The organism is Hyphomicrobium zavarzinii ATCC 27496, from assembly GCF_000383415.1.
Lineage (GTDB): Bacteria > Pseudomonadota > Alphaproteobacteria > Rhizobiales > Hyphomicrobiaceae > Hyphomicrobium_C > Hyphomicrobium_C zavarzinii.
On the sequence record NZ_KB911264.1, the window covers coordinates 35991 to 55881 of the forward strand.

Annotated in this window: 13 protein-coding genes; all 13 read left to right on the top strand. The window is 64.5% G+C overall.

Going from position 1 to position 19891, the window contains the following annotated elements; genetic code table 11:
• Nucleotides 1-34: 34 nt before the first annotated feature.
• The 13 genes from F812_RS0120550 to F812_RS0120610 all read left to right on the top strand — a co-directional run bounded on the left by F812_RS0120550 (nt 35) and on the right by F812_RS0120610 (nt 19813).
• Nucleotides 35-2461: a GcvT family protein gene (locus tag F812_RS0120550; protein WP_020087868.1), complete on the top strand. Its 2427-nt coding sequence runs from the start codon at nt 35-37 to the stop codon at nt 2459-2461.
• 27 nt (nt 2462-2488) lie between these two features.
• Nucleotides 2489-3415, top strand: coding sequence for a choline/ethanolamine kinase family protein (locus F812_RS0120555; RefSeq protein ID WP_020087869.1), 927 nt, complete (start codon nt 2489-2491; stop codon nt 3413-3415).
• Between the two features lie 44 nt (nt 3416-3459).
• A complete protein-coding gene (locus F812_RS0120560) occupies nt 3460-3939 on the top strand; it encodes an SRPBCC family protein (protein WP_020087870.1) in 480 nt (159 codons plus the stop codon).
• Between the two features lie 84 nt (nt 3940-4023).
• Nucleotides 4024-4830, top strand: coding sequence for an ImuA family protein (locus F812_RS24890; RefSeq protein WP_020087871.1), 807 nt, complete (start codon nt 4024-4026; stop codon nt 4828-4830).
• The gene (locus F812_RS0120570) at nt 4739-6292 is read left to right on the top strand and encodes a Y-family DNA polymerase (RefSeq protein ID WP_020087872.1); all 1554 of its coding nucleotides are present in this window, start codon (nt 4739-4741) and stop codon (nt 6290-6292) included. Before F812_RS24890 ends, F812_RS0120570 begins: the two co-directional genes overlap by 92 nt.
• Nucleotides 6293-6365: 73 nt before the next feature.
• Entirely contained in the window at nt 6366-9674 is a 3309-nt protein-coding gene (locus tag F812_RS0120575; protein WP_020087873.1) for an error-prone DNA polymerase, read from the top strand.
• Nucleotides 9675-9783: 109 nt separating this feature from the next.
• Entirely contained in the window at nt 9784-12063 is a 2280-nt protein-coding gene (locus F812_RS24895; RefSeq protein ID WP_020087874.1) for a TonB-dependent receptor plug domain-containing protein, read from the top strand.
• A 126-nt stretch (nt 12064-12189) separates the two neighbouring features.
• The gene (locus F812_RS0120585) at nt 12190-12396 is read left to right on the top strand and encodes a TOBE domain-containing protein (RefSeq protein ID WP_020087875.1); all 207 of its coding nucleotides are present in this window, start codon (nt 12190-12192) and stop codon (nt 12394-12396) included.
• Between the two features lies 1 nt (nt 12397).
• Nucleotides 12398-12925 (top strand): hypothetical protein, encoded by a 528-nt coding sequence (locus tag F812_RS0120590; protein WP_020087876.1) that lies wholly within the window; start codon nt 12398-12400, stop codon nt 12923-12925.
• Nucleotides 12926-13387: 462 nt separating this feature from the next.
• Nucleotides 13388-14503, top strand: a complete 1116-nt coding sequence (locus tag F812_RS24900; protein ID WP_083929299.1) for an efflux RND transporter periplasmic adaptor subunit — start codon at nt 13388-13390, stop codon at nt 14501-14503.
• A 12-nt stretch (nt 14504-14515) separates the two neighbouring features.
• Nucleotides 14516-17590, top strand: coding sequence for an efflux RND transporter permease subunit (locus F812_RS24905; protein ID WP_020087878.1), 3075 nt, complete (start codon nt 14516-14518; stop codon nt 17588-17590).
• 173 nt (nt 17591-17763) lie between these two features.
• Nucleotides 17764-18441: a winged helix-turn-helix domain-containing protein gene (locus tag F812_RS0120605; RefSeq protein ID WP_020665397.1), complete on the top strand. Its 678-nt coding sequence runs from the start codon at nt 17764-17766 to the stop codon at nt 18439-18441.
• Nucleotides 18442-18454: 13 nt separating this feature from the next.
• Nucleotides 18455-19813 (top strand): sensor histidine kinase, encoded by a 1359-nt coding sequence (locus F812_RS0120610; RefSeq protein WP_245257733.1) that lies wholly within the window; start codon nt 18455-18457, stop codon nt 19811-19813.
• The last annotated feature ends 78 nt before the right edge of the window (nt 19814-19891 follow it).

Genomic DNA, 19891 nt, shown 5'->3' on the forward strand with positions numbered 1-19891 from the left:
TAAAATCGGCCTCGAAACCAGGATCGCTTCCCTCATGGCGACATCGTTCGATACGCACGCCCGGATCGTGATCATCGGCGGCGGCGCCGTCGGCTGCTCCCTCGCCTACCACCTCGGCCGCCGCGGCGAGCGCGACGTGCTCGTCCTCGAAAAATCCGAGATCACCAACGGCTGCACCTGGCATGCCGCTGGCCTCGTGGGACAGCTCCGCGGCAAGCGCAACCTCACGCGCCTGATGCAGAATTCGGTCGCGGTGCTCGATCGGCTCGAAGCCGAGACCGGCCGCGTTATCGATTGGAAGAAGGTGGGCTCGCTGCGCCTCGCCTCCTCGCCCGAGCGCTGGAGCGAGATCCGCCGCTCCATGACGCTCGCTAAGAGCTTCGGCTTCGAATGCCATGCCCTCTCGGCGAAGGAAGCCAAGGATCTCTTTCCCTACATCGATCCAGAAGGCGTGGTAGGCGCAGCGTTCATTCCCTCCGACGGCTACGTAGACCCCTACGCGCTGACGCATGCCTTCGCGGCCGCAGCACGCGCTTCCGGCGTCACCATTCGCGAAGGCGTGTGCGTGCGCGAGATCGTGAAGGACGGCCGCCGCGTCACCGGCGTCGTGACCGATCACGGCACTATCGGCTGCGAGATCCTCGTCAACTGCGCGGGCCTCTGGGCCAAGCGCATCGGAGACATGGCCGGCGTCTCGCTCGCGGCCGGCGTGGTGGAGCATCAGTACTTCCTTACCGAGAAGAAGCTCGACCTGCCGAAGACGCTGCCGACGCTGAGAGACCCCGACAAGAATTTCTATCTGAAGCCCGACGTCGCGGCCTTCGCCATCGGCGGCTGGGAGGACGGCACCAAGAGCTGCTGGCACGCAAAGCCGCCGTTCGAATTCGGCCGCGAGCTGTTCCCGGAAAACTTTGAGCGGCTTGAGCTGTTCGCGCTTCCCTGCGCCGAGCGTCTCCCGGTCTTGAACGAGATCGGCATCCAGACCGTCATCAACGGCCCCATTCCCGTCTCCGCCGACGGAGAGCCGATCATGGGCCTCGCCCCCGAGCTCGACAACTTCTTCGTCGCCTGCGGCTTCACCGCGGGCATCGCCGCATCGGGCGGCGCGGGCGAAGCCATGGCCAACTGGATCGTCGACGGCGATCCCGGCATGGACCTTTGGGCCTTCGACGTTCGCCGCTTCGGCCGCCCCCACAGCACCGGACGCTATCTGGACGAACGCGCGATCGAGGCCTACGGCAGCTACTACAAGATCCACTGGCCGGCCGAGGAGAGCAGTGCAGGACGCGGCCTGCGCCGCTCGCCGCTTCATGGTGCGCTCGAAAAGAACGGCGCGGTATTCGGCTCGCGCTTCGGGTGGGAGCGCCCGCTGTGGTTCGCGCGCACGGAGGCAGACCGCGCGGACGAGGCACGCTCAAGCTTCGAAGATAAACCCGGCTGGTTCGATCACGTGGGCGCCGAGCACCGCCAGATCCGCAACGCAGTCGCGCTTACCGATCAAACCTCATTCTCGAAATTCGAGATCGAAGGTGCGGGGACGACGGCGTTCCTGGACAGCGTCTGCGCCAATCGCATTGCGGGCGAGCCCGGGCGCTGCATCTATACGACGCTGCTCAATCCCAAAGGCGGCATCGAAGCAGAGGTCACGCTGCTCCATCTCGCGCCCGAGCGCTTCCTGATGATCAGCGGCTCCGCTTTCGGCGTCCGGGATTCGAGCTGGGTTCGCCGTCACATCCCGGCAGGCTCCCGCATCACCCTGCGCGATGCGACCTCGGGCACCGCCGTGCTCAACATCATGGGCCCTCACGCCCGCGCCGTGTTGCAGAGCGTCTCCGACGACGATCTCTCGAACGCCGCCATTCCCTTCCTCGCCGTCCGCGACATCGAGATCGGCAACGTGCCCGTTCGCGCCGTCCGTGTCGGCTACGTCGGCGAGCTTGGCTATGAGCTGCACGTGCCGACGGAGTACGCGCCTGCCCTGTACGAAACGGTGCGCGCTGCGGGCGCAGCCTGGAGCATCGCCGACACCGGCTATCGCGCCATCGAGACCTGCCGTCTCGAAAAGGGATATGTGTACTGGTCCTCCGAGATCGGCCCCGACTACGATCCGCTGTCCGCCGGACTCGAAAACACCATCGACCTCACAAAGGATTTCATTGGCCGCGACGCGTTGGCAAAAATCCAGAGCGAAGGATCGAAGCGCATCCTGTGCAGCTTCACGGTCGAAGGCTTCGCCCCGTTCCTCGGCGGCGAAACCATCGTTCGCGATGGCCGCGTCGTGGGGCAGACGGCGAGCTGCGGCTTCGGCCACACCGTCGGCAAGACGATCGCCTTCGGCTGGCTGCCGGGTAACATCTCCGCCGAGACCGCATTCGAGATCCACGCCTACGACAAGAGCTACGCCGCAACGCGCGTGGCACGCACCATCTACGATCCTGACAACGCGAGGCTTCTCGCATAGCCCGTCGGTAAAACAAGGGGGAACGTCATGGACCAGGACACCCGCGACGTGTGGCAGGCGCTCGACAGGCTCGGCGCTCACAACGCGGTGGAGATCGCCCAGTCCACGATCCGCCGGCTCGGCGGCCTCACCAATCGCGTCTTCCTCGTCACAACGGCGCGCGGCGAGCACGTTCTCCGAATTCCGGGAGCAGGCACCGAGGAATACATCAACCGCAAGGTCGAAGCCGTCGCTGCACGTGCCGCCGCACGCGCAAACGTCAGCCCGGAGGTGATTGCGGTCACAGACGACGGGCTGATGCTGACCGCCGCGATCAAGGACGCCGTGACGCTCTCGCCCGAAGGCTTCGCGAGCATTCCGGGCGCTCCCACGCGCGCCGCGCACGTGCTCCGCAAGCTGCATACGAGCGGCGAGCGTTTCGACTTCCGCTTCGAGCTGTTCGCCATGATCGACGACTACTTGAAGCTTCTTTCGACCAAGACCATCGATCTCCCGCCGGGCTATCACGATGTGCTCGCCTCCTCCGAGAGCGTGCGCCAGGCGCTCGAGGCCCATCCCTTGCCGCTCGCGCCCTGCCACTGCGATCCGCTCTCCGAGAATTTCATAGATGCCGGCGGACGCATGTGGCTGGTCGACTGGGAATACTCGGGCATGAACGATCCGCTCTGGGACGTGGGCGACGTCATCGTGGAAGCGAAGCTCACGCCCGACAAGGAGACGGAGCTCATCCAGGCGTACTTCGGCGGAGCGCCCACAGCCGCCGAGCACGGCCGCGTCGTCATCTATAAGGCGATGTGCGATCTTCTCTGGACGCTCTGGGGCCTGATCCAGCACGCCAATAAAAACCCGGCGGACGACTTCTGGGCCTACGCGACAGGCCGCTTCGAGCGCTGCAAGGCCCTCATGTCGTCACCGGAGTTTGCGAGCCACGTAGCGGCTGTCGCAAAAGGGTGAGCGCACAGAGCGCGGAAAGCCCTGTCAGTACGGAAAGTGATGTCATGCCGACAGGCTCCGGCAAGAAGAGGACGGACACAGCCTCACGCGTGATCGCGGCATCCCCGCAGGCTCTCTATCGGGCATTCGTGGACCCCGCCGCCATTGCCTCCTGGCGGCCGCCCCAAGGCATGAAAGCCGAGATCCACACCTTCGACCCGCGAGAGGGCGGATACTATCGCATGTCGTTCCTCTACACCGAGCCGGACCCTGAGGTGCAGGGCAAGACCTCGGACCACGCCGACACGTTCGAAGGGCGTTTCGTGGGACTGCTCCCCGGCGAGCGCATCGTCGAGGAGATCGATTTCGTCTCTGACGATCCCGCGTTCAGAGGCACGATGACCATCACCACGACGTTCCGGCCCGTCTCCGGCGGCACCGAGGTGACCGTCGTCTGCGAGGACGTTCCCGAGGGAATCGGCGAGAGCGAGCATAAGGCGGGGATCGCCTCGGGCCTGGCAAACCTTGCAGCTTTCGTGGAATGAAGGCCCGCTAAGCCCTCTTGCAATGTTCCCATTTTGTTCTATTCTCTTCCTTGAGCCGTTTTCGCTTCGGGAAGAGCCACTTGCATGTCGCCCGCCGTCTCTCCGCCTGACGCCCGCCTCCCACATCGCGACGCGCGCCGCGACGCGGTGGTGGACGAGTTGCGCCGCCTCATGGCCCGGGTCGAAGGCGTGCCGAAAGGCCGGGAAGGCGCTCTTTCGTTTGGCCTCTCCGCGCTCGACCAGCATCTCCCCCAAGGCGGCCTGGCCTTCGGCACCGTGCATGAGATCAGCACCGCGAGCGAGGCAGATCTCCCCGCGGCCTTCGGCTTTCTGCTGGCCCTGCTGGCGCGGACGCCCGGAAGCGCGCCGCTCCTGCTCGTCCTCGCCTCGAAGAAGCTCGCCCGCTGCGGGCTGCCCCATGGAGCAGGCCTCGCCGCGCTCGGCCTCGCTCCCTCGCGCCTGACGCTGGTCGAAACCGAAAATGCGGCAGAAGCCCTCTGGGCCACGGAGGAAGCGGTGCGGGCGCGCGCCCCCGCCGCCGTGGCGAGCGCGATCGGCGGCAAGCTCGATCTCAAAGCAAGCCAGAGATTGCATTACGCCGCCCGAGAAGCGGGTGTTCCGCTTCTGCTGCTGCGGCCAGGAGAAACGGAAAGCGTGGCCACGGCCGCCACACGCTGGCGCATCGGCGCGGCGCCCGGCGCACAGGATCGCTTCGGCCTTCTCGCCGGCTGGCGCTGGCACGCGAACCTCGAACGCTGCCGAAACGGAGAGCCGCGCGCCTGGATGTTGGAGTTCGATCATGCCACGCATCGTTTCAGTCTGGCTGCCGCAGTGGCCGATCCATCGCTGGCTCGCGGCGGAGAGGCGCCGTCCCTCAGGCGTACCGGTTGATCCAGAAGCCCCCTTCGTTCTCGCCGACGCGACGGACGCTCCGCGCATCACCGCCCTCAATCCGGCCGCCCTGAAAAGCGGCCTAGCCGTGGGCGAGCGCCTGGCGGACGCACGAGCGCGCATCGGTGCCCTTCAAGTCCGCATCAGCGACTGCGCCGCAGACGCGGACGCCCTCGCACGCCTGGCGCGGTGGGCCACACGCTACACGCCCTCCGTCGCGCTCTTCGGGGAGGCGAGCGGAGCGGACGGCTTTTTTCTCGACGTCACTGGCGCAGCCCATCTGCTCGGCGGCGAGCGGGAGTTGCTGTCCGATCTTGCTCAGCGCCTGAGAAGCTTCGGCCTCCCGTCCTGCCTCGCCATCGCGGAGACACCCGGCACGGCCTGGGCCGTCTCGCACTTCGCCCGCACCCCGGAGAGGATCATAGAGAGAGGCGCCGAAAGAGAAACGCTTTCCCCCCTGCCGGTCGCAGCGCTGCGCCTCTCGCCCGAAACCGCCCTCACCCTCCGCAGGCTCGGCTTCAAACGCATCGGCGATCTCATCGGAAAAGCACGCGCGCCCTTTGCCGCGCGCTTCGAGAAGGAGCTGCTGATACGCCTCGATCGCGCTCTCGGTCTGGCCGCCGAACCCCTGCGCTTACTCGCCCCGCCTCCTGCCTATATCTGCACCCGGTCGCTGCTCGAGCCCATCAGCACGGAGGACGCGATCCTCACCGCCGCCGGCCGCCTGATGGAGAACCTCGTCCCCAAGCTCGAAGCGGATGACACCGGCGCGCGCGCCCTGCGTCTGGACCTTTACCGCGTGGACGGCGCCGTCCAGAGGCTCGGCGTGCGCCTAACCCTCCCGACACAAAGCCCGGAGCACGTGACGCGCCTGCTCCGCCTCAAGCTCGAACGCCTGGCGCGCGAACTGGAGGCAGGCTTCGGCTTCGAAACCCTGAGCCTCGCCGTCACTGTCGCCGAGCGCATCCAGCCACGCCAGCGCACGCTCGCCACCGCATCAGAGGACGCGGAAAGAGAACGCCGCTTCACCAACTTGCTCGATGCTCTGCGCCAGCGGCTGGGAGCAGAGAGCGTCCGTCACCTGGCACCCGTCGCCAGCCATTGGCCCGAGCGCAGCCAGGCCTCCTCTCTCGCTCCGGAGAAAGCCATGCCGTGGCCTGACGCCGAGAGCCCACGCCCTCCTCTTCTCCTGCCACGGCCCGAGCCGGCTGATGTCGTCGCGCCTATCCCCAACGGCCCGCCGATGCGCCTGCGCTGGCGCGGCAAGGTCCACACCATCATGCACGCCGAAGGCCCTGAGCGCATTGCCGCCGAATGGTGGCGCAGCGAGACCTGCCCGCCGACACGCGACTATTACCTCGTTGAGAACGGCACCGGCCATCGCTTCTGGCTCTTTCGCGAAGGCATCCCCGGGCGCGGGCGCGTCACTCCCCGCTGGTTCGTACACGGGCTCTTCGCATGAGCAGCGCCGCTCTTGTCTCATTCAGCGCAGGCAACGCTCTCCGGAGAGAGGCGAGAGCCGCTCGGAGAAAGAAATGCGCGCGCCTCTGTCGGAAGGGCCGCGCATGACCCGCTATGCCGAGCTTGCCGTCACCACGAACTTCTCGTTCCTCCGGGGTGCCTCCCATCCGGAAGAGATGGTGAGCGCTGCGGAAGATCTCGGCCTCGATGCGCTGGCCATCACCGATCGCAACAGCTTCGCTGGCGTCGTGCGCGCCTTTGGGGCGTGGAAGAACCGCAAGTCCGCCGGTCTCAAGCTCATCGTCGGCGTGCGTCTCGTCACCCTCAATGGCTTCGAGGCCCTCGCATATCCCAGCGACCGGGAAGCCTACGCGCGCCTTTGCCGCCTCCTGAGCGAAAGCAGGCTCAAGGCCTCCCACGAGACACACACCGAATGCCATCTGGCGTTCGAGGACATTCTCGCGACTACGGACGGCCAGATCTTCATCGCGCTCCCGCCCCGCAAGCTTACGCCCGCCTTCACCCAGCATCTCGAGAAGCTCGCCCGCGCTGCGCCGGGGCGCAGCTACCTCGCCGGCATTCATCACCATCGAGGCGACGAGCCTCGCCGCATCGGCATGCTCGACGAGCTTGGAAGACGCACCGGCACGCCCCTCGTCGCCGTCAATGACGTGCACTATCACACTCCGGAGCGCCGCCCTCTTGCCGATGTCGTCACCTGCATCCGCGAGACATGCACGATTGCCGAAGCGGGCTTCCGCCTCGCCGCCAACGCCGAGCGGCACATGAAGTCGCCCGCAGAAATGGCGCTCCTGTTCGAGGCTTATCCCGAAGCCCTGGCGCGCACCCTCGATATTGCGAGCGCTTGCCGCTTCTCCCTGGCCGATCTCAAGAACGAATATCCAGACGAGCCGGTGCCGCCAGACAAGACACCCCAGCAGCATCTCGAGGATTTGACCTGGATCGGCGCCCGCAAGCGTTATCCGCGCGGCATTCCGGAGAAAGTCGAAAAGCAGATCCGCGAGGAGCTGACGCTCATCGCCAAGCTCGACTACGCGCGCTATTTCCTCACCGTCCACGACGTCGTCCGCTTCGCGCGCGGCAAAGAGATCCTGTGCCAGGGCCGCGGATCGGCCGCCAACAGCGCCGTCTGCTATTGCCTCGGCATCACCGAGATCGACCCAGCCACCTCCAACCTTCTCTTCGCGCGTTTCATCTCGGCCGAACGTCAGGAGCCACCCGATATCGACGTAGATTTCGAGCACGACCGCCGCGAGGAGGTCATCCAGCACATCTACGAGAGATATGGCCGCGAATACGCCGCCATCTGCGCCACCGTCATCCATTATCGCTCGCGCCGCGCCATCCGCGAGGTGGGAAAAGTCATGGGCCTCACGCCCGACGTCACCGCCGCTATCGCCAGGACAGTCTGGGGCAGCCACGCCGACGGCCTGCCCGACACGCACATCCGCGAAGCCGGCTTCGATCCCGCCAATCCGAAAATTCGCCAGTCTATCCAGCTCGCGCGTGAGCTGATCGGCTTCCCCCGTCATCTCTCCCAGCACGTCGGAGGCTTCATCCTCACCAAACGACGCCTCGACGAGACGGTCCCCATCGCCCGGGCCGCCATGGACAAACGCACGTACATCGAATGGGACAAGGACGACATCGATACGCTGGGCCTGATGAAAGTCGACGTGCTGGCCCTCGGCATGTTGAGCGCCTTGCGCCGCGGCTTCGACCTTCTTCGCACCCATTATGAAAGACCGCTCACGCTCGCGGCTATTCCGGGAGACGGCACCCCCGACGCGGATAAAGTCTACGCGATGCTGTCGCAAGCCGACTCCATCGGCGTGTTCCAGGTGGAGAGCCGCGCGCAGATGTCGATGCTGCCGCGATTGAGACCGAAGGAATTCTACGATCTCGTCATCGAGGTCGCCATCGTTCGCCCCGGCCCGATCCAGGGCAACATGGTGCATCCCTATCTCAAGCGGCGAGACGAGAATCCCGAAACCATCGTCTATCCCTCCCCGGCCCCCGGGCATGGCGACAAGGACGAATTGAAGGATGTGCTGAAGCGGACGCGCGGCGTGCCGTTGTTCCAGGAGCAGGCGATGCAGATCGCCATCACCGCCGCCAAGTTCACGCCCGACGAGGCGGACGGGCTGCGCCGCTCCATGGCCACCTTCCGCCACAACGGCAACGTTCACAAATACCGTGAGACGTTCATCCGAAACATGACAGCCCGCGGCTACGACCCCGAGTTCGTCACACGCTGCTTCGGCCAGATCGAGGGCTTCGGCGAGTACGGCTTCCCCGAAAGCCATGCGGCGAGCTTCGCCTTGCTCGTCTATGCCTCCGCTTGGGTGAAATGCCACTATCCGGATGTCTTCTGCGCCGCCATCCTGAACAGCCAGCCCATGGGCTTCTACCAGCCGGCCCAGCTCGTCATCGACGCACGCAACCATGACGTGGAGGTGCGCGAGGCCGACGTGAACTTCAGCAACTGGGATTGCACGCTCGAGCCCGCAACCAAAGGTCCCCATCGCTTTGCCGTGCGCCTGGGGCTGCGCCAGATCGAGGGGCTTTCCGAAAAGGAGATGGAGGGTCTCGTCGCGACGCGTGGCAACGGCTACGCGAGCATCGAGCGCCTCGCCGCCATCTCAGGCGTCTCGCATGGAACAATAGAGCGCCTCGCCGCCGCCGATGCGCTTCGCTCGATGGGGCTGGACCGGCGCGAAGCTCTGTGGTCTGCACGCAGGCTTGCCAGCATCGGCATGCCCAATGGAAAGAAGAGGCTGTCGCAGTCTCAGGATGAAACGCTCCCTCTCTTCGACCCGCGCCAGGGAGACGAGCTTTTCCCCGAGCCGCCCATCACCCTGCCTCCAATGGCGCTTCCCGAGCATGTGGCGGAGGATTACGTGACCACTGGGCTGTCCCTGAAGACACACCCCGTGACATTTTTCCGCAAGCGTCTGACGGATCGCAAGGTCGTTCCCAATGCGGATCTGAAGGATGAAACACGCACGAGAAACGATCAGAACATCTGTGTTTCCGGCCTCGTTCTCACGCGCCAGATGCCCGGAGGAAAGAAGGTCGTCTTCCTCACGCTCGAGGACGAGACGGGCGTGGCCAACATCATCATCTGGCCGAAAGTGTTCGCAAAAAGCCGCCGCACGGTGATGTCTGCGCGCTTTATCCTCGTGCGAGGCCGTCTCCAGCGCGCGGGATCCGTGGTGCATGTCCTCGCCGAAAGCTTCGTCGATCTCAGCGGCGATCTCGCTCTTCTTCACGAGCCCGATCTGCTTGGTCCGGATGCTCCGCTCACGGCGTGCGCCCCAGCCTCGAACTTGCTCTCCATCAAGAGCCGCGACTTTCATTGATGCGGTCAATCAACCCATCGAAAATTTGAACTTGCCCTTCGTTATATTTCTCTGAATATAACTAAAAGGGGACTGGGTCTGGGAGACCCGTGCAGTTGGGGGGAGTGAAATGCCCAAAAAAGTATTCGCCGCAGTCACTGCGGCTGGCCTATGCATTGCAGCATCGTCGGCAATCGCCCAGGAAAGCGCCGTAACCGCTGGTGGTGACGTCACCGCCGACGAGGCCACGCCGCTGCCGCCGATCGTCGTGCAATCGCCGAAGGAGCCGATTGCGAGCCGCCGCACCGGCAAAAAGCAGACCTCATCGGGAGCAGGCGCAGCCACCGCACAATCGGAAGGCGAAGGCGGAGGAAGCTTCGGAGGCGCGCAAGGCCCGGCCATTGGCGTGTTCACGCTCGGTCAGCTGGACCTCATCGGCGGCTCCACCATCACCAATGAGGCGATGTGGAGCTTCAACAAGCAATCCCTCGATCAGGCGGTCGAGATGGCGCCCGGCGTCGTCGCGCATACGGCCGGAGGCAGAAGAAACGAGCGTGACATCTACGTTCGCGGCTTCGATCGCTATCGCGTCCCGCTTTCTATCGACGGCGTGCGCATCTATCTGCCGGCCGACAATCGCCTCGACATGGCGCGCTTCCTGACGCCGGATCTCTCCGAGATCCAGATCCAAAAAGGCTACGTCTCCGTGCTGAACGGACCCGGGGGCATGGGCGGCGCAATCAACCTCGTCTCGCGCAAGCCCACCAAGGAGCTGGAGGTGGAAGCCCGCTCTGGCCTCGTGATGAACGGCGACGTCAGCGACATGAACCAGTGGAGCAGCTACGCCTACGCCGGAACACGTCAGAAGGGCTATTACGCTCAGATCAGCGGCACCATTGTCGATCAGGATTCGTTCAATCTGTCCGACGACTTCAGGCCGACACAACCGGGCTCGCCAGGTTACGATCCGTTGTTCCCCTACGAGGACGGCGGCGCGCGTGACGGATCCGACTTCCGCGACTGGAAGATCAATGCCAAGGCCGGCATCACGCCGAATGCCACGGACGAATACAGCGTGAACTATACGACCCAGAGCGGAGAGAAGAACGCCCCGCTCCATGTCGCCAAAGAGAAATTGCAGACGCAGCGTTATTGGACCTGGCCCTACTGGGACATCACGAGCCTCTCATGGCTCTCGAAGACGCAGATCGGCGAAAGCTCCTATTTCAAGAGCAACGCCTACTACAACACCTTCGAAAATCGCCTGAGCTCCTTCAACGCGCCGACGGCGGTCATTCCGCCCTACTCGACGCAGCTCGCCAACTACACCTTCAACAGCGACTACGAGGATTATGCCTACGGCGGCTTCCTCGAGTTCGGCACGGAGCTCCTTCCCTACAACACCACGAAGGCGGCTATTCACTATCGCCGTGACAATCATTCCGAGCGAAACTTCGCGCGCCCGGACAGCGCAACGGCCTACGTCGAGCCCTGGCAGCACAACGTCGAGGATACGTGGTCGTTCGCTCTCGAGAACACGCTCCATGCCAGCAAGCGCCTCGATATCATCGCGGGCATCAGCTACGACTATCAGGACGTGAAGGAAGCCGAGGATTACGTAGCCGGCGCGAACCCGCCGTTGACCGGGACCATCCGCCAGAACGACGTCACCACTGCGGACGCCTGGAACTGGCAGGGTGGCGCGATCTACAGTTACTCCGAGGACGGCAAGGTGCACGCCACGGTCTCGAGCCGCACCCGCTTTGCCACCGTCTTCGAGCGCTACAGCACGCGTTTCGGGTATGCCACGCCCAATCCGGATCTCGCCCCCGAGCGCTCGACCAACTACGAGCTCGGCGTATCGGACACGCTCTTCAATCAGGCACGCGTCTCGGCTGCAATCTTCTATTCCGATTTGAAAGACGCGATTCAATCCGCCTACATCATCAATGGCGGCAACGTAACGAGCCAGAACCAGAACGTTGACGGCACGCACTACGGCGCCGAAATCTCAGTCGACTGGGATCTCGCGCCCGGCCTCCGTGTCGGCGGCAACTACGCCTACCTCGAGCGGGACTACGACTACATCACGCCCGGCACCAAGCCGGAGGGAACACCTCGCCACGAAGGCTTCCTGTACCTCGCCTGGACCGCGTTGCCGAACCTGACCATCACGCCGAGCCTTGCCCTCGCAAGCGATCGCAACAGCATCGTGACGAGCGGCACCACGCGCACCTACATCGAGACAGGCGCCTACGCCCTGCTCAACGTGCAGGCCGAATACAAGTTCAGCGAGAACTTCTCCGCCGCGATTGGCGGCACGAATCTCACGGACGAGAACTACGAGCTCGTGGAAGGTTTCCCCGAAGCGGGCCGCCAGTTCTTCGCCAACGCGAGGGTGAAGTTCTAGATAACGACGGCTTCGGGCTGCTCCCGCGAACGAGTGGCCCGAAGTTTGATCCAAGGCCATCCCCAATCCAGTCCGCGAGTGCTATATACGTGAAAATATCGCGCCAGGAGGATAAGGAACACGGCCATGAAGATCAGCGCACGCAACGTGCTCAAAGGCAAAATTGTCGACATCAAGAAAGGCGCGACCACGGCGCATGTGAGGATCGATCTCGGGGGCAGCGTCATCACGGCCTCGATCACCAATGAAGCCGTGGACGAGTTGAAACTGGCCCCGGGCATGACGGCGTCCGCCGTCGTCAAAGCCTCCGATGTGATGGTCGCGGTGGAATGAGATGCGTAAACTTCTGATCCTGCTTTCCGGTTGCAGCGCTCTGCTGGCCGCTCCCCTTCCCGCCCTCGCCGCACCAGGAACCGGCTGCGACGGCTTCCTCTGGCCTCTCACCAAGGAGCTGGCCTGGATGAAGGGGGGCAGCGAGAAAGTCGCCTCCGGCGCGACATTGCCTGCCCCGCCCGCGGACAAGGCGATCGAGGTCGCCTTGCAGCCGGCATCCAAGGTGCCTTTCGCCGTGAATCCCACAAGCACGCCGAAGCCCGAGGATGCAGAAGCCTTCGGCGGCATCGTGAGCTTCGACAAGCTCCCCGAAGCTGGCCATTATCAGATCACGTTGTCGGGCCATGGATGGATCGACGTCGTGCAGAACGGAAAGCCCCTCGAAGCAACGGCGCACACCGGCGCAATCGAATGCGAATGGATCCGCAAGAGCGTTCGTTTCGAGATCGGCTCGGGTCCGTTTTCCGTCCAGGTGCACGGGCTCCACAAGGACACCGTCAGGTTCACCCTCACGCCCGCCGCCGATTGACCGACAGCGGATGGTTCTGGAGCTGTTGCGGCCCTGCTCCCGCTGCAACCGGGAATACGCAACAGCTCGCCATTAGCTTGGAAATCACGGTTAAATTGCGATAAACTTGTCACGCTTGGAGCGGACTCGCCGCAGGCCGCGGACGCTGCCTGTACTTCAGGCAACATATCGCTTGACCGCGGACGCAGGCCCGGCGGAAAGAAGCACCGTAACAACGGCAAAATAGTCCGGACGCGATGTCGGGCGCGCATCTTCTCGCACGTCCTTGAGCTGAGCGTTCCTGAAACCCCGCCGCGAAGCCTTCGCAATGCCATTCTGCGCAGGGACAATCGGCGGGAAACTGTTTCACAGATGAAATTTAGGAAGCTCGGATACGGGGAGCGTCCTGGCATTCCTTCGACACTGCAAGACGTACACACCCCGCATTCTGCTTGATGACGTACAGAATTGCCCGAGGACAGCATGCTTAGGCATATCATGGCCTGGACGGTCGTGATCCTCGCCGTCGCCGGAATTGCCGGCGGGTTGGGGTTCTACAAATACAGCGAGATCAAGACCGCTATCGCCGCCGGCGAGGCGACGCCGGAGCCCGTGGAATCGGTACTCTCGACCCGCTCGCGCGAAGGCCAGTGGTCTGCCGTGACGCGCGCCATCGGCACTGTCGTTGCTCTGCGTCAGCTCGAAGTGAAGAACGAGATCGCAGGCGCGATCTCGGAGATCGGCTTCACGTCCGGCGCCATCGTCGAGAAGGGCGACCTTCTTGTCCAGTTCGACACCCGCCAGGAGCAGGCCGCCCTCGCCGCGGCGGAAGCGGATGCCCGCCTCGCCAAGCTCACGCTCGATCGCCGGGAGAGCCTGCGCGGCAGCGCCGCTTTCTCCGCGCAGGAATTGGATCGCTCGCGCGAGGAGTTCAACGCCGCGACGGCGCGCGCCCGCAATCTCGAGGTGATCGTCGACAAGAAGCGTATCACCGCGCCATTCCGCGCACGCGTCGGCATCACCAACTGGCAGCCCGGCGCTTATCTCGATGCAGGCACGCTGATCGTCACCCTCCAGGGCACGGCGGCGGACGCTTACGTGGACTTCTCGCTACCCCAGGACAGCGCCGTGGCCATACGTCCGGGAACCGTCGTGACGCTCTCCGGCCCCGCCGTTCCGGGTGGAGAGACCACGGCAAAGATCATCGCAGAGGACAACAGCGCCGACGGCTCCAACCGCTCGATCCGCTTCCGCGCGGCCGCAGCGGGCTTCGGCGAGAAGCTCCGCCCCGGCACCTTCGTCGATGTGATCGTGAGAACGTCCGAGCCGCGCACCGCCGTCATGGTGCCGCTCGCTTCCGTCCGCCGCTCGCCGAACGGCCAGCACGTCTTCGTTCTCGTCGAGGAGAACGGCAAGCTGCGCGCCCGCCAGCGCACCGTGCAGACGGGCGCCGTCCAGGGCGACGACATCGCGATCGAAAAAGGCTTAGCCGCAGGCGAGCTGATCGCCGCCTCGGGATCGTTCAAGCTGCGTGAAGGCCTCCTGGTCGATGCCGGAATGCCGGCCCCCGCTCCCTCGACGGACGTCGGCGTCAACTGAGGAAGCGAGCCCATGCGCGCCATCGAAATCTTTGTCCGGCGCCCTGTCATCGCCATCGTCGTCAATCTGGCGCTGGTGCTGATCGGCATCAGAGCCGCGACACAGCTTCCGATCCAGCAGTATCCGCGCATTGAAAGCTCGTCGATCCTCATCACCACCGTCTATATCGGCGCATCTGCCGAGAGCATTCGCGGCTTCGTCACCACGCCGATCGAGCGCGCGGTCTCCTCGATCACGGGCATCGACTACGTGGAATCCTCGAGTGTCGCGGGCGTCAGCACCGTCACCGCGCGCCTGAAGCTCAACCACCCGAGCACGGTGGCCCTGACGGAGGTCGGCAACCGGCTCGACCAGATCCGCAGCGAGTTGCCCGCCGAGGTCGAAAGCCCGGTCGTCGAGGTGCAGCGCGCCGACCGGCCTTACGCCACCTTCTATGTCAGCGTCACCTCCGAGAGCATGACGCCGCCGGAAATCACCGACTATCTCTCGCGCAACATCCAGCCGCGCCTCAGCACCATTCCGGACGTGCAGCGCGTGGGCCTGGAAGGCGCCCGCCCACAGGCCATGCGCATCTGGCTCGACGCGGATCGGCTGGCCGCCTTCGGCATCGGCGCGAGCGAGGTGGAAGCAGCACTTCTGCGCAACAACTTCCTCGCCGCCGTGGGCCGAACGAAAGGAAGCCAGGTCCAGGTCGACCTCCTCGCCAACACCGATCTCAAGAGCGTTGCCGAGTTCGAGCAGCTCATCGTCCGCGAGGACAAGAAGCACATCATCCGGATCGCGGACATTGGCCGCGTAGAGCTCGGCTCCGAGGAGGAGACGGCGAACGTTCGCGACAACGGCAAGGACGCGGTCTACCTCTCCGTCTGGCCGCTGCCGGGCGCGAACGAGATCAGCGTGGCCTACGCCCTTCGCGCCGCGCTCGACACCATCCGGCCCGACTTGCCGCCCGGAACCGACATCGCGCTTGCCTATGACGGCACGGTCTACATGGAGAACTCGCTGAAGGAGATCGGCAAGACCTTCACCGAGACCGTGCTCATCGTCGGCCTGATCGTGTTCCTGTTCCTGGGCTCCGCGCGCAGTGCCCTTGTGCCCCTCGTCACGATCCCGATCTCGCTCATCGGCGCCATGGCCGCGATGATGGCCATGGGCTTCTCGCTCAATCTTCTCACGCTCCTCGCCATCGTGCTCTCGGTCGGCATCGTGGTCGACGACGCCATCGTCGTGGTCGAGAACGTCTCACGCCACATGCAGAACGGCATGGGCCGTATTCAGGCAGCCCTGGTCAGCACGCGGCAACTGTTCACGCCCATCATCGCCATGACCATCACGCTGGCGGCGGTCTACGCGCCGATCGGCTTCCTCTCTGGCCTGACCGGCGTGCTCTTCAAGGAATTCGCCTTCACGCTGGCCATCGCCGTCATCGTTTCCGGCTTCGTCGCCATCACGCTCTCGCCCATCATGAGCGCCTACACGGCGGCCGAGGGCGGGCACGAAGGCCGCTACGCGCGCTTCGTCGGCCGGATGCTCGACCGCCTCGCGAACGGCTATGGCCGCTGCCTCGATGTCGTCTTGAACCTGCGCGGCCAAGTGCTCGCGTTCGGCGCATTCATCTGCCTGCTCGCCGTGCCCCTCTATCACTTCTCCTCGCAGGAGCTGGCGCCCGTCGAGGACGAAGGCTTCATTCTGCTGATCGTCAACTCAGCGCCCGACGCTTCGCTCGCCTACACCGCGGGCCACATGGACCAGGTCCTGAAGATCGGCAAGGACCTGCCCGAATACGACGGCATGTTCGAGATCGTCTTCCCCTCGAACGGCTTCGGCGGCTTCATGCTGAAGAACTGGCACGAGCGCGCGCGCACCGCCAAGGAGATCCAGCCCCAGGTTTACGGCGCCGTTTCGAAGATCAAGGAGCTGCAGATCTTCCCCGTGCTGCCGCCCGCATTGCCCGGCGCCGGAAACTACGACGTCGAGCTGGTGCTCAAGGGACCCGGCACGCCGGAGCAGATGGCCGACTATGCCGCCAAGCTCGTCGGCGCCGCGTTTGCCAGCGGACAGTTCATGTTCGCCGATACCGATCTCAAGATCGATCTTCCGCAAGTGCTCGTGACTGTGCATCGCGAGCGCGTGGCCGACCTCGGGCTCGATCTCGCGGATGTCGGCCGCCAGCTCGGCATCCTGATCTCGGGCAACTACGTCAACCGCTTCACGCGCGAAGGCCGTGCCTACAAGGTCATCCCGCAAGTCAACCTGAGTGCCCGCGCCGTGGCCGAGCGCCTGCTCGACTACAAGATCCGCACCCGCGACGGAAAGCAGATCCCCGTCTCCGCCGTCGCGAGCCTCGAGACGAAGACGGCGCCGCGCACTCTCGCCCGCTTCCAGCAAGCCGACAGCTTCCGGGTTTACGGCGGCGTGGTGCCGGGCGTCACCAAGGCGGCCGCCCTCGAAACTTTGGAGAAGGCCGCGCGCTCCATCCTGCCTCCCGAGTACACGATCGACTACGCCGGTGAATCCCGCCAGATCCGCCAGGAAGGCGCCACCCTCGCCGGCACGCTCGGCTTCGCGATCCTGCTCATCTATCTGGTGCTCGTCGCTCAGTTCGGAAGCTTCCGCGATCCGCTCGTGGTGCTGCTGGGCTCTGTCCCGCTGGCGCTGTCCGCCGCACTCGTCTTCACCTTCCTCGGCTACACCACCATTAACATCTACAGCCAGATCGGCCTGATCACCCTCGTCGGCCTCATCGCCAAGAACGGCATTCTGATCGTCGCGTTTGCCAACGAGTTGCAGAAGCAGGGCCTCAACAAGCTGGCCGCCATACGGGAAGGCGCGAAGACACGCCTGCGTCCCATTCTCATGACCACGGCCGCCACCGTGTTCGGCCATCTGCCGCTCGTCTTCGTCACGGGCGCGGGCGCGGAAGCGCGCAACAGCATCGGCATCATGCTGGTGTCCGGCATGGCCATCGGCACCCTGTTTACCCTCTTCATCCTACCGGTCATCTATCTGGTGGTCGCCGCCGAGCACAAGCCAGAGGAGAACGAAATAGAGACGCCGCCGCTCACGGGCCGGGAGCTGCCGGCCTGATCAGGGCTGCAAAAAAGAGAGCCTGACCAGGAGCCATCTTACGAAACTGTAAGGAGCCCGTAAGAGGCAGAACAGGTCCGGCACCTATACTGAAGGTTACGACTCGTCAGCCCTCACCGGATCGACCGGGCTCCCTCCGACCACCGGCGAGGTCATCGCACAGGATGCCTGCCATGCGCGTGCTCCTCATTGAGGACGACCCCGACACCGCCGCCTACGTGGTCAAAGGTCTGGAGGAAGAAGGCCACATCATCGATCACGCGCCGGACGGCCGCGACGGCATCTCCCTCGCCATGGGCGAAGACTACGATGTCCTGATCGTCGATCGCATGCTGCCGGGCCTCGAAGGCCTCGCCCTCGTCAAAACCGTCCGGGCCGCCGGCCGGCGGGTTCCCATCATCTTCCTCACGGCGCTTGGCGGCGTGGACGACCGCGTCGACGGACTGGATGCCGGCGGCGACGACTATCTCGTGAAGCCCTTCGCCTTTTCGGAGCTTCTGGCCCGCCTCAATGCGCTCGCACGGCGCCCGCACCTCAAGGGAGAGGAAACCCGCCTCAAGGTCGGCGACCTCGCGCTCGATCTCATCAGCCGCAAGGTCTATCGCGGTACCACCGAGATCGATCTCCAGCCGCGCGAATTCCGCCTGCTCGAGGTGTTGATGCGCAACAAGGGTCGGGTGGTCACCCGCACCATGCTGCTCGAGCGTGTCTGGTGCTTCCACTTCGATCCCAAGACGAGCGTCGTCGAGACACACATTTCCCGCCTCCGCTCCAAGATCGATAAACCCTTCGACAGCGAGCTCATTCACACCATCCGCGGCAGCGGCTACAGTCTGCACGAAGGCCCATGACAGGGATGACATCGTGCTGAAGCGAACGCCCTTGCGGTTGGCGGCGACGTTTACTGCCTTGTTCGCCACCACTGTCATCGTGCTGTTTGCCATCCTGTTCTTCGGCCTCACCGCACGCTTGAGCGAGCAGATCCGTGTGCGCACGCAGGAAACCATGGATGCGCTCCTCGTGGTCGACCGGCAGAAAGCATTCGAGGATCTCGCCTCCGTCGTTACCAGCGAAAGCGAGTCCGTCCGTGATGCGGATTTCATCTTCGAGCTCGTGGACGAGAACGGCCGCCACGTCGCCGGCAACGTGCACGACATCCGCCAGTCCAACGACTGGCTGACGCTCGAGCGTGAGGACATTCAGCCAGATTGGGACAATGGAGAGCCGGACGATAAGTTTCTCGCCCTCTGGCAGCCCGTCTCGAAAGGCCGCCTCCTGGTCGGCAGCAGCAACCGCGAGCTGCGCCGGACGCAGACGTTCCTGCTCGAGGTGCTGGGCATCGGCCTCATCGCAACGACGCTGCTCGGCGCCTTGTGCGGCGCCTACCTCGCTGCCAACACGCAGCATCGCATCGATGCGTTCGCGAAAACGCTCTCCGCCGTCTCGGAAGGACAGATCGCCGCCCGCGTACCGTTGACCCAGACAGGCGACGACATCGATCACGTCGGCGCGCAGGTGAACCGCACGCTCGATCACCTCCAGAAGCTCATCGAAAACGTCAACCAATCCTCGTCCGACATCGCCCACGACCTCAAGAAGCCCGTCGGACGCCTGCGCCAGCGTCTCGACATCGCCCGCCGCAGCGCGAGGTCGGCCGAGGAATTCCCCCTGACGATCGAGGACACCCTCGCCGACCTCGACGCCATGATCGAGACCTTCGACGCGCTTCTGCGCATCACCCAGATCGAGGCTGGCGCCCGCAAGGCGCGCTTCGCGAACGTAGACCTCGGCTCCGTGCTCGACGACGTGGCCGACGTCTATGCCGCTGTGGCCGAGGATGCCGGCCATCACCTCACCTGGAGCAACGGACGCCACGCTCCCGCTATCGTGAAAGGCGACCGCGAGCTGCTGCTGCAGCTCTTCGCCAACCTCGTCGAGAACGCCATCCGCCATTGCCCGGCAGGAACAAACATCTCCCTCGGCCTCTCAGCGGAGCCGGACGGCTACAGGGCCGAGGTATCCGACACCGGCCCCGGCATTCCCGTCGAGGAGCGCGAGAAAGTTTTCCGCCGCCTCTATAGGCTCGAGCGGGCCCGCTCGACGCCCGGCAGCGGCCTCGGTCTGACGCTGGCAGCCGCCATCGTGGAGCTGCATGACGCGCGGATCACGCTCCAGGATCGCGGACCTGGCCTGCACGTCGCCATTTCGTTCCCCAAGGCCTGAGCCGCACCTGGAATCGGCATTCCGAACAGGAAGAGTTTTAAGCCCGATCAATAGCTTACGCCTCTCTTACGAATCCGT